Below are 24,974 nucleotides of genomic sequence, written 5' to 3'. Positions count from 1 at the left end.
GAACTCCTCACGGGCGCAAGCAGAACGCGTCATATCGCGCCTATATGCTGTTGCGTTTCGCCATCAAGGCGGGTGGTCTTCCCGCGGGCATGTTGGTCGAGGAGCGAGCCGTCATGGAGCGTTTCGGCTTCTCCCGCGCCGCGGTGCGTGACGCTCTCAGCGGGCTGAGCTCAGACGGTCTCGTCGATCGCAAGACCGGCCTGGGGACGGTCGTCAAGGTGCGCCCGGTCCCGATCGCGCTCCTGGACGTCGTCCCCCTCGCCAACGACCAGCGCATATCGCTGCGACTCACCGAGACGTACCGGTTAGGTGCGTCCACCTATATCGCGGCGCGTCTGGGCACCGGAAACGCCGACGACATCGTGATGTCGGAGTTCTTCCTCACGGTGGGGGGCGCACGGATCGGTGTTCTCTCCGCTTTCAGTATCGGGTCTATCCCCGGGACATCTCTGTTGCGGCCGGCTTGGGAGATGCCGACGCTCGCAGACGCCTTCCCGAGGCAATACGGCGTCGAGTTCGGTGGCATGGAAGTCTCGATCGACGCACGCCTGGCCGACGAGTCTCTCGCCGAAGTGCTCGACATCGAGCCGGGGTCAGCCATTCTCGCCCGCGAGCAGATTCTCCGTGACATCAACGGCGTGGCCTGGGAATACGGCTTCGCACAGTACCGCGCCGATCAAGTGCTGTTTCGGTCCTCGAGCACGCCTGCCGATGCTCCTTCCGAGAGTGACGGCGAGGGCTGGGCCGGAGAGTTCACCCGCTCGAGTCGCTGATCGCGTCCTTCCTCACTTCGCGGCTGGCACGGGACGGAGTCGGAGTCTTCGCTCAAGTCGTCGACGCGCATCTTCGGCGTAACTCGTGCTCGAGTCGGATATGCCGTCTGGGACGACCTGATCGACCTTTTTGAAGAGACGGTGTCGGCGTCTGCCGCGACGCGTCGTAATCGGCGCATGAGTTCGCTCAGCGGCGCAATTGGGGCGTAACTCCCAGGATGCCGGCGGGAAATGACTTGTGCATAGCGTGATGCGTGCGCTGGAGGAGGTACCCGCCCAACGGCGCGAACGAGTCCGACGAACTCCAGGAGACGCCCCGTGCAGAACGACCCTCGCCCGTTTTCGATTCGTGCCGACAACCTGACCCTGTCCTATGGAGGGGAGCCGGTGGTGCGAAACGTGTCGTTCGAGGTCGCGCCCGGCACGGTACTGGGGATCGTCGGCGAGTCGGGCTCTGGCAAGTCAACGCTTGCGGCGGCGATCGCGGGGTTCCTTCCGCATTTCGGCGGTGAGGTTGTCTCAGGCGATCTCGACGTTGCGGGTGAATCGCGTTCGGCGGCGTATCCGGGCCGGCGCGCGGTGATCCCGAGATCCGTCTCCGGCGTGACGATGATCTTCCAGGATGCGATGACATCCATGGACCCGGTCGCAACGCTGGGCAGCCAGTTGACCGCAGCATTGCGCCGCTATCCGCGGGGCCGCAGGGACTCCAGCGGTCCGGTATCGGGCAGGAGGCGCCGCGGCGAGCGCTACCGGGAGGCGGTACGGCTGCTCGAGAGCGTGGGATTCGTCGCCCCCGAGCAGCAGCTGCGCCAGCGGCCGGGGGACCTCTCGGGCGGCATGCGTCAACGGGCGCTGATCGCTCTCGCGCTCGCTTCGAGACCACGGGTGCTGATCGCCGACGAGCCCACGAGTGCCCTCGATGTGAAGCTGGCGACGCTCACGATGCGACTGCTCGTCGAATCGGCCCGAGAGCAAGCGACGACGCTCGTCGTCATCGCACACGACCTGCGGCTCGTCGCTTCGTACGCCGACGCGATCGCCGTCATGCGCGCCGGGCTGCTTGTCGAGCACGGTCCGGCTGGGCGTCTCCTCTCGGATCCGCGGGAGGTGTATACGCGGCAATTGCTGGCATGCGTTCCCTCCCTCGACTCCTACCGTCAAGATCGGCTCGTGACCGTGACGGCGCGCGGGGGCGAGGAGCGGTGAGCGCGCTCGGTCAGAAGGGACTGGAGGTGCGCGGTGTCACCAAGATGTTCCGAGGAGCCGGCTCGCAGACGATTGCGGTCAACAACGTCTCGCTGCGTCTCGACTCGGGTGTGCGTACCGGCATCGTCGGCGAGTCCGGGTCGGGGAAGTCGACTCTCGCGCGCATGCTGTGCGGCCTCGCCGAGCCCACGAGCGGTGCCGTGTGCTACGGAGGCGTTGATGTCCGGCGTCTCGTCCGCACGCGGAAGACTCTGCGCGAATTCCGCCGCGACGTTCAGTTCGTGGCGCAGGACGTCGGCAGCTCGTTCGAGCCGGGTGCACGATCACGTCAGTCGGTGTTGCGCCCCGCGCTGGGGCTTCGGCCGAGGTTGGATCATGACGCGCTCGAGAGCCGCCTTGACGAACTCGTCTCGGCTTTCCACCTCGACCGGCGGGTCCTGGACCGTGATCCATCGATGCTGTCCGGTGGGCAGCGGCAGAGACTCACTCTGATCCGTGCGCTCCTCGTGTCGCCACGGTATCTGATCTGTGACGAGGTGATCTCGGCGCTCGATGTCTCGGTCCAAGCGGAGGTGCTCAACACCCTGCACGATATCGCGGTGAGCTCGGGCGTCGGCCTTGTCTTCATCGCCCACAATCTGCCGGCGACGGTGTTTCTCTGTGAGCAGGTGGCGGTGATGTATCGGGGGGACCTCGTCGAGACAGCCCCTTCATCGCAACTCGTGACCCAGCCCCGTCACGCGTATACGCGCGAACTGCTCGACAGCTATCGCGAGCTGGAGGGACGGCGATGACTGCGATCGCCGAGAGAACACCTGGCTCGGTGGGTATGCGCGCGCACCCGGTTCGCCTCTGGCCCGGAAATGCCTGGTGGATCAAGCGAGTCCTCTGGTTGCCGATACAGCTGTTCGCGTTCGCGATCCTCGTGTTCTTCCTCGTCAAGCTGATCCCCGGCGATCCCGTGGCGGTCGCGTCCGGCGGGTTCATGTCCGAGGCGGACGCTGCAGTGCGGCGCGAACAGCTGGGCCTCAACGACCCGATCCTGGTGCAGCTGGCGGATTTCCTGCTTCGCCTCCTCGTGCTCGATTTCGGATCGGGGATCGTTGACGGTGTCCCCATCGTCGACCAGATCGCTGAACGGCTGCCGACGAGCCTCCAGCTCGCGGTGCTCGCCATGGTGTGCACTTTCCTGCTGGCCCTGCTGCTGGCCCTGGCAGCGACAGTCCGGCCGAGCTCAGTCGTCGGGGTGTTCACGAAAGGGTTCACCGGTACCGCGGGAGTCCTCCCTGACTTCACTCTGGGAGTCTTTGGAATCCTGGTCTTCTACACCATGCTCCGGATCGCACCCGCGCCGCTCGGGATCATCGGTGCGCAGTACGACATGCCACCGTCAGTGACCGGCTTCCCTCTGGTCGACGCGATCGTCGCGGGCGAGGGGGACGTCTTCTGGTCCATGCTCCAGCACCTGTGGTTGCCCGTGCTGGTTCTGGTCATCTGCTACACGCCGATCGTCTTGCGGGTCATGCTCCCCGCGATGATCTCGGCGGCTGATGCGTCCGATGTGTTGTTCCGGGTCTCCGTCGGCAATTCGCGGTGGTCGGTGCTGATGGCGGTCGTGCGCCGCGCGCTGCCCACGTCGATCGCCGCGATGGCGAACATGGCTGGGCTGATCATCGGTGGGACGATCATCGTCGAGAAGCTCTTCGGGCTGGGCGGCCTTGGCCAGTATGCGATCGGAGCGGTGCTCAATGCGGACTACCAGGTCGTCCGCGGTTTCCTGATCATCTACGCCGCGATCAGCATGGTCGTCTTCCTCTTCGCGGACGTCCTCATCGGGGTGGCCGATCCACGCAGGCGGGCTGAAGGAGCAGGCAATGAGTGAGATCGCTGCACTCGAGAGGATCGACGGCGCACGCGCTGCGCGGTGGTGGGCGGCGCGGCTGAGAGAGGGGCTCATGATCGCGCCGTCGATTGCGATGCTCGTGCTCGCCCTCCTTCCGTGGAATCTGCTTCCCTTTGCGCCTGAGCGTGTGGCCGGCGCACCGTCGATCCCGCCGGGCTCGCAGTTCTGGTTCGGCACCGACTCGGCGGGACTCGATGTGTTCTCGAGGACGGTTGCGGCGGCTCGCATTGATCTCGGCGTCGGCATCATGTCGAGCACCTTCGTCGTCATCATCGCCGGGGTCGTCGGTGCCATCTTGGGCTTCTACGAGCATCGTCGTCGGACCGCGGGCGTTCTCGCCCGTGGCGCTCTGCGCCTGGTGGATCTCCTGCAATCGGTGCCTCTCACCGTTGCTGCACTCGTCATCGTCGTGATCTTCGGCACAGACCCCTTGGTCCTCTCGTGGGGAATCGCCGTCATCCTCAGCCCTGCTCAGGCCCGCCTGGTCAGGACGGAGGTCTTGCGGGTGCGCCGTGAGGGGTACATCGACGCGGCGCGGATGGCGGGCCGGTCCGAGGCGAACATCGCCATGACACGCGTGCTCCCGGGGTCGTTGTGGCCGCTGCTGGAGAACTGGCCGATGCTGTTCGCCAACGCGATCATGATCATCGCCGCGCTCGGCTTTCTCGGTGTCGGCATCCAGCCCCCGCGGGCGGAGTGGGGGGCGATGATCTCCAGCGGCACTGCTGACGCATCGGCCGGACGCTGGTGGTCGGTTGTCTTCCCGTCGGCGGCTCTGATCGTCTCCGTCGTCGCGATGAACTTGTTGCGCCGACTGGTCGTGAGCCGGCTGCCCGCGCATCTGCGACGTCTGTGATCGCCGGCATCGTCCCTCGGTCGGCACCGCCGTCTTTGTGTAATCCCATCCGAGAGGCCTGCGCGTGCTGCAGGTCGTACTCCAACACCTAGAGAGGTCACGTCATGAAGAGAACTCGTAGAACATCACCATGTCGCTTCGCAGCCCTCGCCGTCGCCTTCGTTTCGGCCGTGGTCATGAGCGCATGCGCCGGGCCGTCGCCGGATGAAGCCCCGCGTGCGGACGATGTACCCGTCATCGTGGGTGTGAGTGCCCTGGGGACGAAGTGGGGCACACCCGACTCCGGCCAGGACGGCACGTTGTTCGGCAATCTGCACGCGGGGCTGGTGCGCAAGTCGTATCTTCCCGCTGAGGGCGAGTACGTCAGCGGTCAGGATGTGTATTCCTTCGAGCCCTATCTCGCTGAGAGCTATGACGTCAGCGACGACGGTCTCGTCTACACATTCCATCTGCGTGACGACATCGAGAGCTCGTCCGGCAATCCGCTCACCGCCGACGACGTCGTCTATTCGTATCAACGAAAGTTCGCGTCACCCGCCGGTACGACGATCGCGGTCACCTCGCCGGTGCTCACGAGTGCCGAGCAGATCGAGAAGGTCGATGAGAGCACGGTCACCATCACGATCCCCAGCGCGTCCTTCGGCACCCAGCTGCTTGCTCTGCTGTCCGACTACACCGGCAGCATCTATGACTCGACGCTGCTGAAGGAGCACGAGAGCGATGACGATCCGTACGCGATCGAGTGGTCGGACACCGAACCGAACTACGGGTTCGGGCCGTATATGGTCGACGACTACCGCGAGGACCAGTACATCGACTACATCAAGAGCCCCGGTTTCCCCGTGGACCTCGGTACCGGCGCCGAGAAATTCCGCTACACCCTCATCGCTGACGCAGGAACACAGCTCTCCGCATTGCGCGCAGGAGACATCGACATCGCTATGGGCTTGCTTCCCGCTGACGTCGCGACTCTCGAAGGGGAAGAAGGCGTGACCGTCCCCTTGGTGCAGACACCGAACGAATGGCTGTTGATCCCGACGATCACGACCTCCGCGCCGTTCGACGATGTGGCCGTTCGGCAGGCGTTCGCCTATGCGATCCCTTACGACGAGCTGATCGAGTCGGTCTACCATGGTCGAGCATCGAAGGTGCCGTACGGACCGATCGAGCCCGGCACACCTGGCTACTCGGACGGGGGGCTCACCGGCTATGCCTACGACATCGATCGCGCAAAGAAACTGCTTGATCAGTCGGGGCACGCAGACGGCGTTTCCTTCACTCTGACGATTGACTCGAGTCGCGCGGACCTCGAGGCCGCCGCCATTCTCATCAAGACGCGTGCCGCCGACGCCGGATTCGACATCTCGATCCAGAAGGTGTCGAACGCCTCTCTCTGGGAGGGGATCACAGCGAAGTCGTTCCAGGCGTTCATGATGCGCGACTACGCGATCACCCAGACGCAGAGCTATGTCATGCGACTGTTCACGCAGCCGGGATCGTTCGCGAACTTCGCCGACTGGGAGGACGAGATGTACTACGCGGCGGAGGAGGCTGCGGAGGCGGTGCCCGATCAGCTCTCCGATGAGGCAGGGCGGATGTGGGCCAAAGCCGAGCAGCTGCTGTTGGATGCCAATCCGATCAACTATGCGCTGCACATCCAGCCAACGGTCGCCTACGCCGATGACATCAGCGGGTTCGTCTGGCGTACGGACAACTACCTCGACCTGACGCAGATCACCCGCGACTGACGGCTGGATGCATGCGCAAGGGTGGGAGGGATCGGTCGATGCGCTCTCCCACCCCTCGGATCCGGTCGCTCGCGATGCCAGGGCGGCCGATAAGGGTGGAGTTATCGCGGGAGGGGCCCGGAGAAAAAACCGCGGAACTGGGGTTTTGCAAGCAGGCATCTCCTGATCGAGTGGCGAAATAAACGCGATAACACGAGGAAGCCCCGGAGAAACATCGACGCAGTTGTATATCACTGCGGTTCTTACGAGCAATGGAGATTCATGACTGGACAGCAGTTTCACCTTGGCTGGTTCGTTGACGGCTTTCGTGCCCCGGCGTGGAATCGAATGTGGGCGGGAACATCATCGACGGACTGGATGACCGGCCGTTTCTACGTGGACATGGCCCGCGACCTGGAGCGCGGCATGTTCGACTTCATCATGCTCGAGGACTCCAATTACGTGCCCGACGTCTATGGCGCCTCGATGGACGTGTACCTGAAGTATGGACAGCGCGCGCCAAAGCATGATCCCGCGGTCCTGGCCACCCTGATCAGCCAGCAGACCCGCCGGCTGGGCATCGTGACGACGGTGGCGACCACCGAGGTCGAGCCGTTCCGTCTCGCGCGTCTGATGCAGACGCTCGATCATGTCTCGGGCGGACGTGCCGCCTGGAACGTCGTGACCGGTAGCAACGACCGCGCCGCTCAGAACTTCGGCTTCCCCGCGCAGCCACCGCATGATGACCGCTATGACCTCGCGGACGAGTTCATCTCGGCGGTGCGGGCGCTGTGGGACTCGTGGGACACGGGGGCCCTGGTCATGGACCAGGAAAGCGGCTACTACGTCGACTCCTCGAAAGTGCATGCGATCGACTTCCGGGGCGAGCACTTCTCCACTCGCGGGCCGCTGAACACCGTTCCCGGTCCGCAGGGTCATCCCGTTCTGTTGCAGGCAGGCGTCTCCCCGCGCGGACAGAAGTTCTCCGCGCGGCACTCCGACGCCGTCATCGCGACGGGAGGCTCTGTCGAGCGCATGAAAGCGCTCCGCGAAGGCATCCGTGCGCGCGCCGCTGAGGCCGGGCGGAACCCCGACGACGTCAAGGTGATGTTCCTCGCCGAGCCCGTGCTCGGTGAGACCGATGCCGATGCCGTCGAGCGGGCCAAGCGCATCCAGGACGAGCGTGAGTCGCTCCTCGACTTCGGCTTGAGCAGTCTCGCCAGCGTGACCTCGATCGACTTCGCCGCCTACGACCCGGACGAACCGCTCCCGCTCGATCTGACGACGAACGGTCACCAAGGACAACTCAACGACATGGTGCAATCGCGCCGTCCACTGCGTGATCTTGCCATCGGTGCCTGGGCGGGTGACAAAGACACGGCGCTGGTCGGATCGCCGGCGACGGTTGCGGAGAAGATGGGGGAGATCATGGCTGCGGTCGGCGGCGACGGCTTCCTCTTGACCTCGCTGACTCCTACACGCAGGTACGTCACCGAGGTGATCGACGGTCTCGTGCCCGAACTGCAGAAGCGCAACCTCACGCGTTCTGTGTATGCCCACGAGACCTTGCGCGACAACCTGCGCGCGTTCTGAGCCTGTTACGACCCGCCACCGAGAAATGAGGAGAAAAGACATGTCCGTTTGGGAAATCGCCAAGTTCACCGTTGCGGAAGGCAAGGAGAGCGACTTCGAGTCCGCCGTGCTCGCCTCGATCCCGCTGTTCAAGCGGCAGGAGGGCTGCCTCGACTTCCAGATGCTGCATTCTGCCGAGGCGCCGGAGACGTTTTGGCTCTTCATCGAATGGACGTCGATCGCACACCACGTCGACCGGTTCGCGTCTTCGGCGGACTTCACGACCTTCGTCGACTCGGTCACGCCGTTCTACTCGGCGGATCCTGTGGTCGACCACGCAGAGCGTTTCGTCGGTGGTTTCTGATTCACGTTCTCCTGATGTGACGCCATGACTTCGTATTCCATGCGCCGGGTTTTGTTCACCGACGTGCCCCGTGATTCCGCCAGCGAATCGGCCCTGAAGGCGGCGGGTCTCGCGGTTGGCTACCTCGATCCCCTGCTCGGCGACTCTGTTGTCCAGCAGGGGATGGGGGCAAGCGTCATCGTCAATGGGTTCACCGAGATCGACGAGGCAACGATCGATGCGTTGCCGGACCTGAGGTTGATCGCGCTGACCTCCATGGGCGCGGATATGGTGGACGTGGACGCGGCGAGCGCACGGGGCATCATCGTGACGAGCATTCCGGCCGACAGCGCCGCTGAGGAAGTGGCGACGCATGCCTTCGGCATGTTGCTCTCTGTGATACGAAACATCACGGCGTCGGATCGAGCGGTGCAAGAGGGAGGCTGGAGTGAATATCAGCCGGCCGCGTCCCCTCGGTTGAGCGAGCAGACGCTCGGTGTGATCGGTGCGGGACACATTGGCCGAAGACTGGTCGAGGAGTTCGGGCCTCACTTCTCTCGAGTCCTCGTGCACGATCCGTATCTCGAGGAAGCGCCTCCTGGCGCGGAGCTCGTCGACAAGCAGACACTGCTCGCGCGCAGCGACGCTGTCTCGCTGCATGTCCCGCTGAATCCCCGCACCTACCACCTCCTCGACGCCGATGCCATCGCGGGGATGAGGCAGGGATGCGTGCTCATCAACGTGGGCCGAGGCGCGCTGCTCGACGAGCGCGCGCTCCGGGCAGCGCTCGACAGCGGCCACATCGCGGGCGCGGCACTCGACGTCCTCGAGCACGAGCCTCCGACTGATCGTCATCCCCTGATCGGTCACCCGAGGGTCGTCGTCACACCGCACATCGCTTATCACTCCTCCTCGTCCGCCCGGCGGTATCGCGATATCCCCGTGAGGAATGCGATCGCCTGGTCGCGCGGAGAAGACCTCATATCGATCATCAACGGAGCACAACTATGACAGCCGATGCACGCACGACAGGCACGGCCCTCATCGAGGCCCTGATCGCCAACGGTGTGGACACCGTGTTCGGCATCCCCGGCACTCACAACATCGAGATCTACCGAGGCATCCAGCGCAGCCAGGGGCGCCTGCGCCACGTTCTTCCGCGGCACGAGCAGGGCGCCGCCTACGCGGCAGACGGCTACGCGCGTGCCACGGGGCGTGCGGGCGTCGTCGTGACCACTTCCGGTCCGGGCCTGACGAACGCGATCACAGGGATCGCGAACGCTTACGCCGACTCCGTGCCGATGCTGGTGATCACCCCCGGCATCCCGCGCGGACACGAACGCCGCGACATCGGTTGGCTCCATGAGGTGAAGGATCAACGATCGGCGATGGATGACATCGCCGATCGGAGTGTTCGACCGGGATCCCCTCGTGCAGCCGTCGACGCGGTCCACGAGGCCTTCGCCCGGTGGTGCATAGAGCGCCCTCGACCGGTGCACATCGAGGTGCCCTTGGACGTCCTGGAGGCTCACTGGTCTGCCGAGGACGGCGACCCAGCCGTGCTCTGGACCCCGCCTCTGCCCCCGGCGCCCGCGGCGGACACGATCGCCGAGGTCGCGCGGCTCGTCGCCGAGGCCGACGGCCCGGTCGTGATCGTCGCCGGCGGTGGCGCGGTGGACTCCGCCAGCGCATTGACGGCGCTGGCGGAGAAGATCGACGCCGCAGTGGTGACGACGACTCTCGGTAAGGGGTGTCTCGATGAGCGGCACCCTCTCGCCGTCGGCGAGTTCGCGGTTTATGACGCCGTCGCCCCCTTGCTGCGTCAAGCGGGTCTGATCATCGCGGTCGGCACGGAGCTCGGCAACCCCGGCCTGTACGAGGCCGTCACCGCCCCGCTCGTGCGCGTGGACATCTCCGCTGCACAAGTTCACAAGAACGTGCGCGCTGGTGTTGCGGTCCTCTCCGACGCCACCCTCTTCTGTGAGGCGCTGGTTGCCGCGGTCGCGGAGAGGTCAGACGCGGCGGTGCGCGAGGTGGTGGCATCCACACGTCGATCGGTTCTCGACGACGTGGCTCCTGTGACCGCGGCGTGGGAGCAGATCCAGAGCGTGCTTCAGGCGGCGCTGCCTGGTGAGGTGATCATCACAGGGGACAGTTCGCAGGTCTCGTACCTGGGGACAGGACCGTATTGGCAGTTCGCGCAGTCGCGCCACTACATCGTCACCACGGGCTACTCGACGCTCGGCTATTCGCTCCCGGCCGCGATAGGGGCTAAACTCGCTCGCCCTGAGACGCCCGTCGTCTCGATCGTCGGTGATGGTGCATTCCTGTTCAGCCTCCAGGAGTTGATCACGCTCGCTCAGCTGAACCTCTCTCTTCCCGTGCTCGTGGTCGACAACGGAGGATTCGCTGAGATCCGTCAGAACATGATCGATGCGGGCATGCCGCCCGTCGCGGTGGAACCCGGGGGAATGGACCTTGCCTTGTTCGCGGCGTCGGTCGGAGTGGCCTATGTCCGCGTCGACACTCCCGAGCATCTGGGCTCGGCGGCGCGGGAGGCGCTGGCCGCTGCGGGTCCGACACTTGTCCATTACGTGCTGCCGTCCGTAGGACGCCCCCTGATCGAGAGCAGGATCTCCGATGAGCGCTGACATGTTCCACTTGGGATGGTTCTTCGAGGGGGCCAGTCCGCAGGCGTGGGGAAAGCCCTTCACAGGCGCGATCGGTCGCGACTGGATGAAGCCGGATCTTCCACGGGATCTGGCACAGGCCCTCGAACGCGCGCGCTTCGACTACGTGCTGATAGAGGACTCTTCCTACGTCGCTGACGCGTGGGGAGGCTCGATGAGCATCTACCTCGAGAACGCGATCGCGACGCCTCGACAGGATCCCGCCGTCGTCGCGAACATCATGCTGCAGGCGACCACCCGCCTCGGCGTCGTTCCCACGCTCGCGACGTTCGCGTACCCGCCGTACATTCTCGCGCGGCTGCTGGGCACGCTCGATCAGATCTCGGAAGGGCGTGTGGGGTGGAACATGGTCACCGGGAGCTCTACCAGGGCGGCGCAGAACTTCGGTATGGCGGATCAGCACGAGCACGATGTGCGTTACGACATGGCGGATGAGTACATGGCTGTCGTGAACGGTCTATGGGACTCGTGGTCAGAGGGCGCGATCGTCGCGGATCCGGCCAGCGGAAGGTTCGCCGACCCGTCACGAGTCCACACGCTCGATTACCGTGGCGAGTACTACACCGTGCGTGGGCCGCTCAACTCGGGCCCCCTTCCGCAGGGACGTCCCGCGATCGCGCAGGCGGGCGGTTCGCCCCGTGGCAAGCAATTCGCTGCCGCTCATGCGCACACGATCGTCACGCACGTGAACGGCGTGGAAAAGATGAAACGCTACCGCGAAGATGTTCGCACTCAGATGGTCCAGGCCGGGCGCGATCCGGATGAGTGCAAGGTGCTCTTCCTCGTCAGCCCCATCATCGGGCGGACGGAACGAGATGCCCGAGATCTCCTTGCGCAGCGACGGCAGGATGCCGAGGAGAACGTAGAGATCTTGCTTGCCCACTTCTCCAAAGTGACGAACATCGACTTCTCCGCGTTCTCATTGGACAGCGTGCTCGGAGACAGCGAGTTGCGCACCAACGGACATCAGCAGTCCTTGGATCAGTTCGTCGAGAGATATCGCGGTCTCACCCTGCGCGAGGCCGGGGCGAGCGCCTTCGGCGTGCACACCGGGTGCGTGGACCTGGTGGGAACGCCCGAGTCCGTGGCGGCGCAGATGGATGAGGTCATGCAGGAAGTGGGCGGCGATGGCTTCCTCTTCAACTCGCCCGAACTGAACCGCAAGACCCTGGCCGAGGTGACGGACGGCCTCGTGCCGGCGCTCCAACGGCGCGGACTCACACGTACCGAATACGCGCATCCGATGTTCACTCAGAATCTCTTGGACTTCTAGTACTCCCGTAACACACCACTGCACCATGAGTTCCACCCCGACGAAAGGCATGTAGATGATACGCAAGAGACTGACCGTTGCTGTTGTGACGGCCGCCGCATTGTTCGCTCTGGCGGGCTGCGCTCCGTCATCCCAGAACTCCGACGGCTCCGCGTCCGGTGGCACCGTCACCTACGCGGGTTACGGCGGTACGGGCGAGGACGCGGAGAACGCGGCGTGGTTCATGCCCTTCGCAGAGGAGTCCGGAATCGAGGTCGTGACCGACGACTCGACCTCTTGGGCGAAGGTCCAGGAGATGGTGGATGCAGGTGCTGTGGTCTGGGACGTCGTGCAAGGCGCTACGACGCAGGGCGTGGAGGACAACGAGTACCTCGAAGACATCGACTGCGATGTCGTCGACTGCGCAGCATTCGACGACGCGTACTTCCCGGCGTACAAGCAGGCGGTCCCGCTGTTCGTCTTCTCCTTCGTGCTGGCCTACAACACCGACTCGTTCTCTGGCGCCGACGTGCCGGCCAGTATGTCGGACTTCTTCGACCCGAGCATCGAAGCCAGCCGCGTGCTGCCCATGACGGCGAGTGCATGGAGCGGCGTCCTCGAGGCTGCGCTGCTCTATGACGGCGTGTCTCGTGACGATCTGTACCCGCTGGATGTCGACCGAGCGCTGAGCGTGCTCGATGGCATCAAGGATCAGACCGAGGTGCTGGCGTCGGACAGCGAGTGCGCTGATCGGGTGTCCTCCGGAGAGGCAGAGCTGGGCATCTGCTACAACGGCCGCGTTGCGATCGCCGCGGACGAGGGCAATCCCATCGACGCCGTCTGGGGCCAGCAGATCGAGATGGCGGATTACATCTTCATTCCGAAGGGTGCCCCCAACCTCGAGGCCGCGCAGAAGCTCGTTGCGTACATCGTCGACAATCAGGGCGCGATCGCCTCGGAGATCGCCTACTCGCCGATCAACCCGAAGGCGCCGGTGAGCTCCGACGCGAAGTGGGCTGACTGGATCCCTTCGGCTCATGAAGGCACTGGAGACCAGGCGCCGATCGTCCTGGACATGGACTGGTGGACAGCCAACACAGAAAGCGTGATGGAGAAGATCACCGCCTGGATCAGCGAGTGACCGCGTGCAGTGCTGCGGTGCGGTCATCACCGCACCGCAGCACTGCCCTTCCGCGACTGTCGTACCCGAATAGCGAATGAGAGACATTCGACCGTGAACACCGAAACCATCGCTCAGCGTGCGGGAGCGAGTGAATCACACCGCCGACGGCCGCCCGCGGATTTCTGGACAGCGCTGACCGCACCTGCGCTCATCTTCGGCTTGCTCGTCTTCTTGATGCCCATCGTGGTGATCGTGGTGCGCAGCCTCACCGACCCCGGCCCGCACAACTACGTGGACGCTTTGCAGAGTTCCGTCTTCCTCACCTCGCTGTGGGTGACTCTGCGTATGGCCTTCTTCGTCGCCGTGGTCTGCGTCGCTGTGAGTTATCCGTATGCATGGGTGCTCTCTCGCGGACCCCGCGTGATCAAGATCATCTTGCTGATCGCGCTGTTCACGTCGTTCTGGACGAGCTCGCTGATCCGCACCTACGCATGGCAGATACTCTTGAACAACACAGGTGTCATCAATACCTTCCTGATGGATCTCGGCGTCATCAGCGACCCTTTGCCGTTGATCCGGAACGATTTCGCGGTTTACGTCGGTATGTCACAGGTGCTGGCCCCGTTCGCCGTGCTCACGCTGTACACCCAGTTGAACTCGATCAAACCCGAGCTCGAACTCGCCGCCCAGAGTATGGGCGCCCGCCCCGTGAGTGCATTCTGGCGCGTCACGATGCCGCTGTCGTTGCCCGGTGCCGTGGCGGCCATGGTGCTGGTGTTCATCATGTCGATCGGATTCTACATCACTCCCGCCATCCTCGGCAGCTCGAAGTCGATCTACGTCGGGTCTCTGATCATCCAACAGATCGAGGTCGTGCTCGATACCGGAATGGCAGCCACCTACGCCATCGTCGTTCTCGTCATCGTTCTGACGATCCTGCTCCTGGCGGCGCGGTTCGTGGGGATCGGCAGAATTCTGGGGACGCAAAGGAGCACACGATGAGGGCCCGATGGTTCGCGATCTGCCTGAGCCTGGTCTTCGCGGTGATCTTCATCGCACCGACCGCGGTCGTTGTCGGGTCGTCGTTCTCCACAGGAAGCTTCATCGTGTTTCCGCCCAAGGGATTCACGCTGCGTTGGTACGACAACGTGCTATCCGATCCGTCTTGGCTGAGGGTCTTCGGCAACAGCGCCATCGTCGGAGTCTTTGCGGCCATCGTCGCGGTCGTGGTCGGTCTGCTCCTGGCTGTCGCCGCTGCGCGCAGCCGCCTCGTACCGTCCGGAGTGGTGACGGCCATGGCCATGATGCCGATCATCGTGCCCACGGTGGTGGCCGGGCTCGGGTACTACATCTTGGCGGTGCGCATGGGATTGACCGGCACCGCCGTCGGGTTGATCGTCGCGCACGCGGCGATCGGCGTCCCCTACGTGTTCACGGGCGTGCTGGCGTCGCTCGTGGGCGCGGACAAGAGCGTGGAAGAGGCGGCGCGCATCAGCGGCGCGAACGAGGCATCGGCATTCGTGCGGGTCGTCCTCCCGAGGCTGATTCCCGCCGTCGCTTCTGGAGGGCTGCTGGCCTTCTTGAGCTCGTGGGACGAAGTCGTCATCGCCGGGTTCCTGACCACACCCACGTTCAAGACTTTGCCGGTCCAGTTGTTCGCGGACGTCAGCGGCGGTGCGACGCCGGAGGCCTCAGCGGTGGCGACCCTCGTCACGCTGGTCTCGTTCGGCTTGCTCGCCATCGTCGGACTCGGGCTCGGCGCGACAAGATTGCGGAAGAAACGGAAGGTACGCACATGACGACCGAAACGATGGCCGCGCTGCGGCCGGGACTGTCACCCTCGATCGGTGATCTGAAGACATCCGGGGCGACGTTGGAGATCCGAGACGTCGGCAAGGCGTATGGAGACGTCACCGCCGTCGACCGCGTGTCGATCGACATCCCCTCGGGAGCGTTCGTCACGCTCCTCGGGGCGTCAGGGTCCGGAAAGACCACGTTGCTCAGGATCATCGCCGGCTTCGAGACCGCGTCGAGCGGATCGATCCTGTTGGACGGCGTGGACATCAGCCGGCTGCCGGTGCATCGCCGCAACATCGGGATGGTGTTTCAGAACTACGCGCTCTTTCCGCACATGACCGTCGAGAAGAACGTCGAGTTCCCGCTGGCTCGGCACGGTGTGCCCCGCGCGGACCGTCCGCGACTGGTGCGGGACGCACTCGAAGCAGTCGAACTCGTCGGTTTCGAGAAGCGCAAATCGAGCCAGCTCTCGGGCGGGCAGCAGCAGCGGGTCGCTCTGGCCCGCGCGATCGTGTCGAAACCGAGACTGCTTCTCATGGACGAACCTCTCGGAGCCCTCGACCGACGGCTTCGCGAGGCTCTGCAGGTCAAGATCCGCTCGCTCAGCCACGACCTCGGTCTCACGGTGATCAACGTCACACACGACCAGGAGGAAGCGCTGACGATGAGCGACCGGATCGCCTTGTTGGCCAAAGGCGGGCTTCAGCAGTATGGCACCCCTGCCGAGCTCTACTCGACGCCGAGCAATGAGACCGTGGCCAGGTTCCTCGGAGAGTCGAATATCTTCGACGGCGTTCCGGCGCAGACGGAGTCGGGGTGGGCGATTCAGGTCGGTGACAGTTCGGTCGCGCTTCCCTCGAGTGCGGAGCCGTTCGAGCCAGGGGTCGAGGTTGCGCTTTTCCTTCGCCCGCACCGCATGACGGTCAGCGCTCCCGGGGACTCCGTCGAGGAGGGGTGTGAGGTTCTGCACGGAATCGTGGATGCCGTCATCTACGCGGGCGACGCCTGTCGGGTGCGGGTTCGTTTGCGCAACGACGACGTGATCGTGGTGCGCGCCCCCGCTGAGGCGAGCGTCCGCCTCAGTCAGGGCGATGAGGTCAAGGTCACGTGGCTCGCCGAGGACTCGCTCGTGATCCCTTGATATCCGGGTGTCACCCCCTGAATTCATTTGATAGCAATAGATACGCTCCGTCGCTGACGGGGTGGCCGAAAGGAACACACGTGGAACTGAGTGAGCTTCAGCAAGAGGCGTTAGCCGAGGTGTCAGCGCTCGCCCCGGCGTACTCCGCCTTCCATCAGGAGATCTGGGACTATGCCGAGACGGCATGGCGCGAGTATCGCTCGAGCGCCGCGTATGTGAAGCTTCTGCGCGAAGAGGGCTTCGAGGTCGAGGAGGGGTCGGGCGGCATGCCGACCGCGTTCCACGCGACATGGGGCACGAAGGGCCCAAGCCTGGGGATGTACGCCGAGTACGACGCCTCACCGGGCTACAACCAGGACAAGGTGCCGTATCGTAAGCCGCGCGAGGGGCTCCACCCGTGGGCGCCTGGCTTCACTGACGCTCACAGTGCGCTCGGCGTCGGAGCGCTCGCCGGTGCCGTCGCCTTCAAGCGGGTGCTCGAGCGGCACGGGCTCGATGCTCAGATCCACTTCTTCGGCGAGCCCGCGGAGAAGGTGTGCGGGTCGAAGGCCGTACACGCTGCGAAAGGGTATTACGACCAACTCGACGCCGCGATCTCGTATCACCCGCTCAGTGACAACGTCGTTGTCGGCGAACTGACGGGATGCCTCTACGGCAGTGTCGTGTTCACCTTCGAGTGCACCGAGGAACAACCCTGGATCGGGTGCGACGTGTTCGATTCGTCTGAGGCGAGTCAGCACAATACGGTGCGTTCGCCGGGGGCCGTCGACGCGCTCGCGCTCATGATCTCGACCACCAAGGCGACGCGCGAGAACATGTTCCCTCGCACGGGCGCATGGTCCCTCAACGAGATCGTTCTCGGAGGAGGCAACGCCACTGCCGACAGCCTGCCGCCTCGCATCACGCAGATCCAATACACGTGGCGCGTGCCGATGCTGAGCGTGCAGGAGCAGATCTACGAGGTGCTCGAGCGTTGTGCCGTGCATGTCGCCGCCATCACGAACACGGTCGTCTCCGCTCGCTGGGTCACCAAGATCCGGCCGGGGCTTCCCAACCTCACCCTGGCGCGTGCGCTCGAAGACATCATGGTGGAGATCGGGCCGCCCACGCGCGACGAGAGCGTAGCGGAGTTCGGACGGCAGCTGGAGATCTCGCTGGGATTCGAGCCGAGCGAAGACCCCTTCATCGGAACTCTCGAGCGCGTCACCTCCCTCGAAGAGCGCGATGCGCAGATTCGCCGGACGCTACCGCCGTGGCAGCATCACACGGGTGCGGACGACTACTCGGAATACAGCTGGCACACTCCTACTGTGCGGTTCTTCACGGCGAAGCCGCTGCTCAAGCAGGTTGAGGGGCTCAGCCACTGGGCCAACAACTCGATGAACGGTTTGGAGGGCGCGATCGATCCGACGTGGATCTACGGCGGTCAGATCGTTGCGGCGACGGCGGTGCGGCTCATCGAGGAACCAGAGCTGATCAGGGCGTCGACCGAGGAGTTCGAGCGACGCAGAGCCGAAGCGCCGGCGGAGTACCGCACGCCGTTGCTGCCCCCCGACTTCGACGCGCCCATCGAGTTGCCCTGGCCGGAGTACCACACGACTCCGCGGGGCTATGAATGGGTGCTGCCGACCACGAACGCGTTCGGCCAGCGTCTCGCATGACCGCGGGCTTGCGTCGCGCGCTCGTCGTTCGCGGCGGGTGGAGCGGCCACCAGCCGATGGAGACGGCGGCGCTCATGAGTGACCGGCTCCTCGCCGCGGGATTCGAGATCGAGGTGCACGAGAGCACCGCAGTCTACGCCGATGCCGAGTCGATGGCCGGGGCGGACCTGATCGTCCAATCGGTCACGATGGCTGAGATCTCGGAGAGCGAGGTTGCGGGGCTTCGGCATGCAGTCGAAGCCGGCGTCGGCTTGGCGGGGTGGCACGGGGGCATCGTGGACTCCTTCCGCTCGTCGCCGGACTACCTCCAACTCGTGGGCGGGCAGTTCGCGGCGCATCCGGACTCGACGGAGCATCCTCAGGGAAGGGAGCGGGTCCCAGGGGTCGTGCGGCATCGCATTCTGCCCACTGCCGCGGCCGAGCGTCACCCCATCATGGAGGGCATCGAGGAGTTCGAGGTCGTCACGGAGCAGTACTGGATGCTGGCCGACTCCTACAACGACGTGCTGGCTACGACCGTCCAGGCCTCCGGTGCGGGGGATCCGTGGAATCGCCCGGTCGAGTCGCCGACGATCTGGACACGCCAGTGGGGCGCCGGGCGCGTGTTCGTCTGCACATTGGGTCACGATCTCGAGGTGCTGGGGAGCGAGCCGGTGAGCACGATCATGGAACGGGGAATGATGTGGGCGGCACGGTGACACCGCGGACGTTCGGAGTGGGCGTCGTGGGCGTCGGCAAGATCAGCGAGCAGTATCTCGCGAGGATCCCGAGGCTCCCGATACTCCGGTTGGCCGCGGTCACCGACCGCGACACCGCTCGTGCCGACGCTGTCGCGCGTGGCGCCGGGGTGGAAGCGCTCTCTTTCGAGGAGATGCTCGGCCGGCCTGATATCGACATCGTGTTGGATCTCACGATTCCTGCGGCCCACGCGGGGATTGCCACTGCGGCGCTGTCGGCGGGCAAGCACGTGTACTCCGAGAAGCCGATCGCATTGTGCTCCGAAGACGCGGCTCGGCTGGTCGCCCTCGCCGAGCGGCACAAGGTTCGTCTCGGCACGGCTCCCGACACAGTGCTCGGTGCCGGGGTCCAGACCGCCTGGGCTGCAGTGCGCGAGGGGCGCATCGGTGAGATCGTCGGAGCAGCGGCCGCATGGAGTGCGCCAGGGCATGAGCTCTGGCATCCGGAGCCAGCGTTCTATTATCAGCCCGGCGCGGGGCCTCTGATGGACATGGGGCCCTACTACTTGACGTCGCTGGTGCTGATGTTGGGACCGGTAGCGCGGGTCAGCGGGTTCGCCCACTCGTCGGGGCGAGCGCGGGTCGTGGAGACGGGGCCGAACGCGGGCCGGTCCCTGTCGGTCGACCCCGATGTTCCCACTCACGTCATCGCAATGCTCGAGCACAGCAGCGGCGCCACGACGTCGGTGCAGATGTCCTTCGAGATCTGGGGTTCGCAGCTTCCCCCCATCGGCACGGCCGGCACCGTGTCCGTTCCCGACCCGAACGAGTTCTCGGGTCCGACCATGGTGTACACGTCCGCATCGCGGGAATGGATCGAGGCGGACGCCCCGATGGGCTATGTCGATGCAGGCCGTGGCGTCGGTCTCGCGGAGATGGCGCACTCGATCGCGAGCGGCCGTCCGCACCGCGCGACCGGTGAGCTGGCCGCACACGTGTCGGAGATCATGGAGTCGATCACTGTTGCGGCACGTGAGCGACGCATCGTCGAGGTGCACTCCGAGCCTCGGATCCCGGAGCCGGTATCGGCGGAGCAAGCCGACGAGGTCTTTCGAGCGGCGAGCGGTGGGGAGGGACGGAAGCCAGAATGACTCCTTGTACCCGAACGAATAATTCAGAGCGGTGTTTCGCCTGCGCGTCTCCCGCAGGATCCGCGAGGATGGCACGGTGAGGGAGAACACGCCTGCGGCCGTCAGAGAGCTCGATCTCCGGAAGGAGGCCTTCGAATCCGCACCGGGGGACGCGCAGGCGGAGATGGCCGTGTGGGAGGCTGCTTCGCAGCTCGCCGTGTGGTTTCTCGTCGATCGTGGAACCCTGGACCGGCCGCTTCCGAGCGGGTTCGAGGTCGATGGGGTCGGGCGGCTGCTCGGGGTGTACAGCACCGGTGAGAGGGCGGCGGCGGTCGCGGGGGAGCGCGGAACAGTGCTCGCCGTGCCCTTGCCGCAGGCATTGGACTGGCTGGCCTCGTTCGCAGAGCAGGATGTCGCCGGCCTGGTGCTCGATTCCCCGGGCCCGTGGACGTCGCTGTCCAACCTGCGCTACTTCAAGAACTGGATCCCGCGGGCGCGGACAGGGGAGAAAGCAGCTCCGTCGGTGATCGCGCCGCAGGTGCAGGCCGCCACGGATGCATACGCCGCAGATCGGGACGACCGGAGCTACGCGGCGACGGTGCGGGCGATCGCGGATTCCGAACTGTTCGTCGTGCTCGATCCGCAGGGCGACGGCGCCGCCCCGACCAGCATCGTCAACGGTCGAGGTGAACGAGTCCTGCTGGCCTTCACCGACTCCGACCGGGTCGACGCGATCTACGGGGACAAAGGCGTGCAGGTCGAGACGCGCAGGGGCGCCGACATTCTTCGGCTCATCGGCGACGAGTTCGACGTGCTGGTGCTCGATCCGCAGCATCCGTCGTCCTTCGCGGCGACCCCGGAGTGGATCGGCGACGACATCCGCGAAGGCGGGGCTCGCAGACGAGGACGCTCCCGTTGATCTCGCCTGCGCCGCCGCGACTCTAGTCGACCGCGTCGGGCGGACGCAGATCAGGCACTTCGGAGGTTTTCCTCGAGACGCTTCCGTGCGTTGCGAAACGAGCCGCGGTCGGGGGCGAGATCGTGCCGTGGTTCTCGAAGGGCGATCTCGAGCCCGGTCGTCCGGCTCAACGCCCTTCCGAGATGATCCGCTCGATGATCCTCGTGCCCTCGTCCAGGGCGTTCAGCTCCTCCTGGGAGAGGTCTGCCAGCACCTCGCTCAGCCAGCGGAGCTTGCTCTCGCGGGAGCGCTGAAGCGCGGCCGCTCCGTCGTCGGTGGTGAAGAGGACGGTGCGCCTTCTGTCGGCAGGGTCGGGCTCGCCGTGGACGAACCCGCGTCGGATGAGCGCCGCGACCGCATTGCTCATCGTCTGAGCGGTGACATCCTGCGCACGTGCGAGTTCGGCGCTGCTCATGCCTCGCGGCGAGCCCTCCAGCAGGCTGATGATCCACTCCTGCGACAGGGAGAGGTCAGAGGCCCCTCCCGCCTGCGAGCGCAGCCGTTGGAACAGGCGTCCCACCGTGTTCTGCACGCGCACCGCGCGCTCGTCCGCCTCCATGGAACAAGCCTACACGGCTATAGTCAGTGGTACTGTTAATCAGTACTACTGATGAATGGAGAATGTGATGACGGTGAAGACGACGCGCATCGGCCGGTCCGGTCTGGAGATCAGCGAACTGGTCCTGGGCATGATGAGTTACGGGGATCCTGCCCGCGGAGGTCACTCCTGGGTGCTCGACATCGATGAGGCGCGCCCGATCGTGCGGCGGGCGTACGAGGCGGGCATCACGAGCTTCGACACCTCCAACAACTACGCCTACGGATCCAGTGAGGAGGTCACGGGGGCGCTCATCGCAGAACTGGGACCGCGGGAGGGCATCCAGGTGTTCACGAAGGTGTTCGCCCCCACGACGGCCGACGCCCACCGGAACGGACGCGGGCTCTCGCGGGCGAACATCCTGCGGTCCATCGACGAGTCCCTCGGACGCCTCGGTCTGGATCACGTCGACCTCTACCAGATCCATCGTTTCGACCCCACCGTCCCGGTCGAGGAGACGATGGAGGCGCTGCACGACGTCGTGAAGTCCGGCAAGGCGCGTTACATCGGCGCCTCGTCGATGTGGACGTGGCAGTTCGCGCAGCTGCAGCACACCGCCGAGTTGCACGGATGGACGACGTTCATCTCCATGCAGGACCAGTACAGCCTGCTGCAGCGCGAGGAAGAGCGCGAGATGCATCCCTATGCGCTCGCCACAGGGGTCGGCGTCATCCCCTGGGCGCCGCTCGCCAGCGGATACGTCACGCGCCCCTGGGGCGCAGGCGGTTCCTCCGCGCGCACGGAGCTGGATCAGTTCGGGCGCAGCCTCAACGCCGCGTCCAACAAGGACATCGTCGATGCCGTGGAGGCGATCTCCGCTGAACGCGGCGTTCCGATGGCGCAGATCGCGCTGAGCTGGGTCGCGGGAAAAGCCGCCGTGTCTGCGCCGATCATCGGGGCGACCAGGCCGCAGCACCTCGACGATGCGATCGCCGCCCTCGATCTGGAGCTCAGCCCCTCGGAGATCGACCGCCTCGAAGACGCCTACACCCCGCGCACTCCCACGGGGTTCTGAGCTCAGCGGGTCAGAGGGGCGGCGAGACGTCGGATGGTGTGGCCGCAGGCGGTGAGCACCGACAGTCAGGAGTGAATCAGCTCTCCTGCGGATAGCTGTAGAAGCCCTTTCCGGTCGCGACGCCGAGCTTGCCCTTGTCGATGTACTCCTCCTTGAGGAGCTTCGCGAACGCACGCTGCTTCTCGCCGCCGACGCTCGAGATGTTGTATGCGGTCGTGAGGCCGACGATGTCGTAGATCTGGAACGGGCCGGCCGGAGCGCCCGTGCCGATGCGCCAGGTGGCGTCGATCGCGGCCGGCTCGGCGATGCCGTCGACGAGCAGCTCCGCCGCAGCATCCAGGAACGGCACGAGAAGCGAGTTCAACAGGTACCCCGCCTTCTCCTTCTTGATGTCGATCGGCACCATCCCGATCTGCTCGGCGAAGGCGATGACGGCGGCGCGCACCTCGGGCGAGGTGGACGGCGTTCCCATGACCTCTGCCGTGTTGTGCGACCAGATCTCGTTCGCGAAGTGCAGCGCGAGGAAGCGGTCGGGGCGGCCGGTCGACTCCGCGAGCGCGCTCGGCAGCAGTGTGGACGAGTTCGTGGCGAAGACGGCGGACGCCGGCGCCACGGCGGCGAGCGTCCGGTAGATGCCCTGCTTGAGCTCGAGGCTCTCCGGGACGGCTTCGATGATCAGGTCGGCCTCCGCCGCGGCATCCGCGAGATCGCTGGTCAGGCGGATGCGCCCGATCGCCGCGTCGGCGCCGCCGTCGCGGGCTCCTTCGACGCTCTCGGCGACATAGCGCTTCGCGAGACCGGCGAGGCGCTCGGCCGCGCGATCGAGCGCAGGCTGGTCGATGTCGTACGCGACCACGTCGAAGCCGTGGAACGCGGTCTGGAACGCGATCTGCGAACCCAGCACGCCGGTGCCGAGAACCGTGATGTTCTTCATGATTCCTCTTTTCCTGTCGCCCTCGTGGGGCTTTCTCTGTTGAAGCGCTCGAGATCGCGCGCGAAGCGCGCCACCTCCGCATCCGACCATCCGGCCAGATGCTCGTCGATGACGTCCTGCAGGATGAGCAGGGTGTCGCGGTAGGCCTTGCTGCCGGCCTCCGTGAGCTCGAGGGGGCGCCCGCGCCCTGCGGATTCCGCGCTCTCACGGATCAGGCCGAGCTCGATGAGACCTGCGAGCTGGCGAGACACCGTCGATCGGTTCAGACGGAACTCCTGTGCGATGTCGATGGAGCGGATGCCTGGGCGCTCTGCGATGTATCCGACGATCGACTGATCGGTCATGGAGAGAGGGGTCCCGCCGCGCCGCGCGTCGGCGACGCCGCGTCGCGAGATCGCGACGAGTGCGCGAAGGATGTCTGCGCGGTGCGCTGCTGCTCGACTCACCCGTCCGCCTCCCGCTGTGTTGCTATGTGCAACACTATGCCCTCTTGTTGCATTCCGCAATAAACCAAACAATATGCAGAGGAATAGATCTGCGGTACGACGGGTTCTCTCCGACATGACGGAATTCGGCCTGGACACTTTCGGCGGCGTCACCAATGATGCGGAGGGGAACCCCCACCCGCATCCGCAGGTGATCCGCGACATCATCGACGACGCGGTCCTCGCCGACCGCGTCGGACTGGATTTCTTCGGGGTGGGGGAGCACCACCGTCCGGACTTCGCCGTCTCCAGCCCGGAGATGGTGCTCGCCGCCATCGCGGGCCGCACGGAGCGGATCCGCCTCGGCTCGGCCGTCACGGTGCTGAGCTCTGACGATCCCGTGCGCGTGTTCGAGCGCTTCGCCACGCTCGACGCCGTCTCGAACGGTCGCGCGGAGATCGTCGCAGGGCGGGGCTCGTTCATCGAGTCCTTCCCGCTCTTCGGCTACGACCTCAAGGACTACGAGGTCCTCTTCGAGGAGAAGCTGGAACTTCTCTCCGGCCTGCTCGCCGAGGAGCCCGTCACCTGGAGCGGCACGACCAGGGCGGCGCTGACCGACCAGAGGGTCTTCCCGACCACGGCCGCGGGCATCCCCACGTGGGTCGGCGTCGGCGGCAGCCCCGAGTCCGTGGTCCGAACCGCACGCTACAACTTCGGCCTCTTCCTCGCGATCATCGGCGGGGATCCCGCTCGCTTCGCTCCTTATATCGACCTGTTCGAGCGCGCGCAGGACGAGTTCGGCGTCCCGCGCAAGCCGGTCGCCGTGCACTCGCCCGGCTTCGTCGCCGAGACGGACGCCGAGGCGCGGGAGATCGTCCGCCCCGGCTGGATCGCCATGCGCACGCGGATGGGGAGCGAGCGCGGCTGGCCGCCGCCGGCGGTCGGCGATTTCGAGCGCGAGATCGAATCCGGCTCGCTCTACGTCGGATCCCCGGAGACGGTCGCCGCGAAGCTCGCGCATACTCTGAAGACGTTGCGCGTGGACCGGTTCGACCTCAAGTACGACCAGGGCGGGCTCACCCGCGACGCTCAGCTGCGCTCCATAGAGCTCTACGGCGAGCGGGTCGTGCCGATGGTGAAGGACATGATCTCCTGACGGATCCGCTGTCCGACATGCGAAGGGGCCCGAC

The 24,974-nt window shown here is 65.4% G+C and carries 24 protein-coding genes; 21 read left to right on the top strand and 3 right to left on the bottom strand.

All coding sequences use genetic code 11. The features are described from left to right. Positions 1–44: 44 nt before the first annotated feature. From ACYVGQ_RS10965 to ACYVGQ_RS10875, 19 genes are all read left to right on the top strand, one after another. Positions 45–773, top strand: a complete 729-nt coding sequence (locus tag ACYVGQ_RS10965) for a GntR family transcriptional regulator (protein ID WP_460784648.1) — start codon at positions 45–47, stop codon at positions 771–773. A gap of 318 nt (positions 774–1,091) precedes the next feature. Continuing rightward, positions 1,092–1,982 (top strand): ATP-binding cassette domain-containing protein, encoded by an 891-nt coding sequence (locus ACYVGQ_RS10960; protein WP_460784647.1) that lies wholly within the window; start codon positions 1,092–1,094, stop codon positions 1,980–1,982. Continuing rightward, positions 1,979–2,776, top strand: a complete 798-nt coding sequence (locus ACYVGQ_RS10955) for an ABC transporter ATP-binding protein (RefSeq protein WP_460784646.1) — start codon at positions 1,979–1,981, stop codon at positions 2,774–2,776. Before ACYVGQ_RS10960 ends, ACYVGQ_RS10955 begins: the two co-directional genes overlap by 4 nt. Beyond that, complete coding sequence (locus ACYVGQ_RS10950) at positions 2,773–3,864, top strand: ABC transporter permease (protein WP_460784645.1); 1,092 nt, start codon at positions 2,773–2,775, stop codon at positions 3,862–3,864. The genes ACYVGQ_RS10955 and ACYVGQ_RS10950 overlap by 4 nt, the downstream gene beginning before the upstream one ends. Beyond that, complete coding sequence (locus tag ACYVGQ_RS10945; RefSeq protein WP_460784644.1) at positions 3,857–4,741, top strand: ABC transporter permease; 885 nt, start codon at positions 3,857–3,859, stop codon at positions 4,739–4,741. The genes ACYVGQ_RS10950 and ACYVGQ_RS10945 overlap by 8 nt, the downstream gene beginning before the upstream one ends. A 239-nt stretch (positions 4,742–4,980) precedes the next feature. Next, positions 4,981–6,489: an ABC transporter substrate-binding protein gene (locus tag ACYVGQ_RS10940; protein ID WP_460784643.1), complete on the top strand. Its 1,509-nt coding sequence runs from the start codon at positions 4,981–4,983 to the stop codon at positions 6,487–6,489. Between the two features lie 261 nt (positions 6,490–6,750). Then, positions 6,751–8,061, top strand: a complete 1,311-nt coding sequence (locus tag ACYVGQ_RS10935; RefSeq protein WP_460784642.1) for an NtaA/DmoA family FMN-dependent monooxygenase — start codon at positions 6,751–6,753, stop codon at positions 8,059–8,061. A 40-nt stretch (positions 8,062–8,101) separates the two neighbouring features. Next, on the top strand, positions 8,102–8,404 hold the full coding sequence (locus ACYVGQ_RS10930) for a putative quinol monooxygenase (RefSeq protein ID WP_460784641.1): 303 nt from the start codon (positions 8,102–8,104) through the stop codon (positions 8,402–8,404). 24 nt (positions 8,405–8,428) lie between these two features. Continuing rightward, positions 8,429–9,394, top strand: coding sequence for a C-terminal binding protein (locus ACYVGQ_RS10925; protein WP_460784640.1), 966 nt, complete (start codon positions 8,429–8,431; stop codon positions 9,392–9,394). Continuing rightward, complete coding sequence (locus ACYVGQ_RS10920) at positions 9,391–11,034, top strand: thiamine pyrophosphate-binding protein (RefSeq protein ID WP_460784639.1); 1,644 nt, start codon at positions 9,391–9,393, stop codon at positions 11,032–11,034. Before ACYVGQ_RS10925 ends, ACYVGQ_RS10920 begins: the two co-directional genes overlap by 4 nt. Then, on the top strand, positions 11,024–12,346 hold the full coding sequence (locus ACYVGQ_RS10915) for an NtaA/DmoA family FMN-dependent monooxygenase (protein ID WP_460784638.1): 1,323 nt from the start codon (positions 11,024–11,026) through the stop codon (positions 12,344–12,346). The genes ACYVGQ_RS10920 and ACYVGQ_RS10915 overlap by 11 nt, the downstream gene beginning before the upstream one ends. 55 nt (positions 12,347–12,401) lie before the next feature. Then, the gene (locus ACYVGQ_RS10910) at positions 12,402–13,466 is read left to right on the top strand and encodes an extracellular solute-binding protein (protein ID WP_460784637.1); all 1,065 of its coding nucleotides are present in this window, start codon (positions 12,402–12,404) and stop codon (positions 13,464–13,466) included. A 93-nt stretch (positions 13,467–13,559) separates the two neighbouring features. Beyond that, the gene (locus ACYVGQ_RS10905) at positions 13,560–14,450 is read left to right on the top strand and encodes an ABC transporter permease (protein WP_460784636.1); all 891 of its coding nucleotides are present in this window, start codon (positions 13,560–13,562) and stop codon (positions 14,448–14,450) included. Continuing rightward, complete coding sequence (locus ACYVGQ_RS10900; RefSeq protein WP_460784635.1) at positions 14,447–15,247, top strand: ABC transporter permease; 801 nt, start codon at positions 14,447–14,449, stop codon at positions 15,245–15,247. The genes ACYVGQ_RS10905 and ACYVGQ_RS10900 overlap by 4 nt, the downstream gene beginning before the upstream one ends. Next, positions 15,244–16,386 carry an ABC transporter ATP-binding protein gene (locus tag ACYVGQ_RS10895; protein ID WP_460784634.1) on the top strand — a complete coding sequence of 381 codons (1,143 nt, stop codon included), beginning with the start codon at positions 15,244–15,246 and terminating at the stop codon, positions 16,384–16,386. The genes ACYVGQ_RS10900 and ACYVGQ_RS10895 overlap by 4 nt, the downstream gene beginning before the upstream one ends. Continuing rightward, positions 16,353–18,047, top strand: a complete 1,695-nt coding sequence (locus ACYVGQ_RS10890) for a zinc-binding metallopeptidase family protein (RefSeq protein ID WP_460784633.1) — start codon at positions 16,353–16,355, stop codon at positions 18,045–18,047. Before ACYVGQ_RS10895 ends, ACYVGQ_RS10890 begins: the two co-directional genes overlap by 34 nt. Beyond that, positions 18,044–18,745, top strand: coding sequence for a ThuA domain-containing protein (locus ACYVGQ_RS10885; RefSeq protein WP_460784632.1), 702 nt, complete (start codon positions 18,044–18,046; stop codon positions 18,743–18,745). The genes ACYVGQ_RS10890 and ACYVGQ_RS10885 overlap by 4 nt, the downstream gene beginning before the upstream one ends. After that, on the top strand, positions 18,730–19,875 hold the full coding sequence (locus tag ACYVGQ_RS10880) for a Gfo/Idh/MocA family protein (RefSeq protein WP_460784631.1): 1,146 nt from the start codon (positions 18,730–18,732) through the stop codon (positions 19,873–19,875). Before ACYVGQ_RS10885 ends, ACYVGQ_RS10880 begins: the two co-directional genes overlap by 16 nt. Before the next feature lie 76 nt (positions 19,876–19,951). Beyond that, positions 19,952–20,773 carry an SseB family protein gene (locus ACYVGQ_RS10875; RefSeq protein ID WP_460784630.1) on the top strand — a complete coding sequence of 274 codons (822 nt, stop codon included), beginning with the start codon at positions 19,952–19,954 and terminating at the stop codon, positions 20,771–20,773. A 166-nt stretch (positions 20,774–20,939) separates the two neighbouring features. Here ACYVGQ_RS10875 and ACYVGQ_RS10870 read toward each other — a convergent pair whose 3' ends face one another. Further along, positions 20,940–21,371 (bottom strand): MarR family winged helix-turn-helix transcriptional regulator, encoded by a 432-nt coding sequence (locus tag ACYVGQ_RS10870; RefSeq protein ID WP_460784629.1) that lies wholly within the window; start codon positions 21,369–21,371, stop codon positions 20,940–20,942. 67 nt (positions 21,372–21,438) lie between these two features. On the opposite strand from ACYVGQ_RS10870, the gene ACYVGQ_RS10865 reads away from it, so the two are divergent. Continuing rightward, the gene (locus ACYVGQ_RS10865) at positions 21,439–22,425 is read left to right on the top strand and encodes an aldo/keto reductase (protein WP_460784628.1); all 987 of its coding nucleotides are present in this window, start codon (positions 21,439–21,441) and stop codon (positions 22,423–22,425) included. Between the two features lie 76 nt (positions 22,426–22,501). Here the strand turns inward: ACYVGQ_RS10865 and ACYVGQ_RS10860 are convergent, their stop codons facing one another. Further along, a complete protein-coding gene (locus ACYVGQ_RS10860) occupies positions 22,502–23,359 on the bottom strand; it encodes a 3-hydroxyacyl-CoA dehydrogenase (protein WP_460784627.1) in 858 nt (285 codons plus the stop codon). After that, complete coding sequence (locus ACYVGQ_RS10855; RefSeq protein ID WP_460784626.1) at positions 23,356–23,805, bottom strand: MarR family winged helix-turn-helix transcriptional regulator; 450 nt, start codon at positions 23,803–23,805, stop codon at positions 23,356–23,358. Before ACYVGQ_RS10855 ends, ACYVGQ_RS10860 begins: the two co-directional genes overlap by 4 nt. Before the next feature lie 115 nt (positions 23,806–23,920). Between ACYVGQ_RS10855 and ACYVGQ_RS10850 the strand changes: the two genes are divergently transcribed. Beyond that, complete coding sequence (locus ACYVGQ_RS10850) at positions 23,921–24,940, top strand: LLM class flavin-dependent oxidoreductase (RefSeq protein ID WP_460784625.1); 1,020 nt, start codon at positions 23,921–23,923, stop codon at positions 24,938–24,940. The last annotated feature ends 34 nt before the right edge of the window (positions 24,941–24,974 follow it).

It is taken from the genome of Microbacterium tumbae, assembly GCF_054780175.1.
Note: the sequence above shows the minus strand (reverse complement) of the source record. Positions and strands in the feature narration are given on the sequence as shown.

What these genes read in the sequence shown, in the direction of transcription:
- ACYVGQ_RS10965 (WP_460784648.1), top strand. Translation starts at nt 45, where the DNA reads ATGCTGTTGCGTTTCGCCATCAAGGCGGGTGGTCTTCCCGCGGGCATG.
- ACYVGQ_RS10950 (WP_460784645.1), top strand. Translation starts at nt 2,773, where the DNA reads ATGACTGCGATCGCCGAGAGAACACCTGGCTCGGTGGGTATGCGCGCG.
- ACYVGQ_RS10945 (WP_460784644.1), top strand. Translation starts at nt 3,857, where the DNA reads ATGAGTGAGATCGCTGCACTCGAGAGGATCGACGGCGCACGCGCTGCG.
- ACYVGQ_RS10935 (WP_460784642.1), top strand. Translation starts at nt 6,751, where the DNA reads ATGACTGGACAGCAGTTTCACCTTGGCTGGTTCGTTGACGGCTTTCGT.
- ACYVGQ_RS10930 (WP_460784641.1), top strand. Translation starts at nt 8,102, where the DNA reads ATGTCCGTTTGGGAAATCGCCAAGTTCACCGTTGCGGAAGGCAAGGAG.
- ACYVGQ_RS10925 (WP_460784640.1), top strand. Translation starts at nt 8,429, where the DNA reads ATGACTTCGTATTCCATGCGCCGGGTTTTGTTCACCGACGTGCCCCGT.
- ACYVGQ_RS10920 (WP_460784639.1), top strand. Translation starts at nt 9,391, where the DNA reads ATGACAGCCGATGCACGCACGACAGGCACGGCCCTCATCGAGGCCCTG.
- ACYVGQ_RS10915 (WP_460784638.1), top strand. Translation starts at nt 11,024, where the DNA reads ATGAGCGCTGACATGTTCCACTTGGGATGGTTCTTCGAGGGGGCCAGT.
- ACYVGQ_RS10910 (WP_460784637.1), top strand. Translation starts at nt 12,402, where the DNA reads ATGATACGCAAGAGACTGACCGTTGCTGTTGTGACGGCCGCCGCATTG.
- ACYVGQ_RS10900 (WP_460784635.1), top strand. Translation starts at nt 14,447, where the DNA reads ATGAGGGCCCGATGGTTCGCGATCTGCCTGAGCCTGGTCTTCGCGGTG.
- ACYVGQ_RS10895 (WP_460784634.1), top strand. Translation starts at nt 15,244, where the DNA reads ATGACGACCGAAACGATGGCCGCGCTGCGGCCGGGACTGTCACCCTCG.
- ACYVGQ_RS10885 (WP_460784632.1), top strand. Translation starts at nt 18,044, where the DNA reads ATGACCGCGGGCTTGCGTCGCGCGCTCGTCGTTCGCGGCGGGTGGAGC.
- ACYVGQ_RS10870 (WP_460784629.1), bottom strand. Translation starts at nt 21,371, where the DNA reads ATGGAGGCGGACGAGCGCGCGGTGCGCGTGCAGAACACGGTGGGACGC.
- ACYVGQ_RS10865 (WP_460784628.1), top strand. Translation starts at nt 21,439, where the DNA reads ATGACGGTGAAGACGACGCGCATCGGCCGGTCCGGTCTGGAGATCAGC.
- ACYVGQ_RS10860 (WP_460784627.1), bottom strand. Translation starts at nt 23,359, where the DNA reads ATGAAGAACATCACGGTTCTCGGCACCGGCGTGCTGGGTTCGCAGATC.
- ACYVGQ_RS10850 (WP_460784625.1), top strand. Translation starts at nt 23,921, where the DNA reads ATGACGGAATTCGGCCTGGACACTTTCGGCGGCGTCACCAATGATGCG.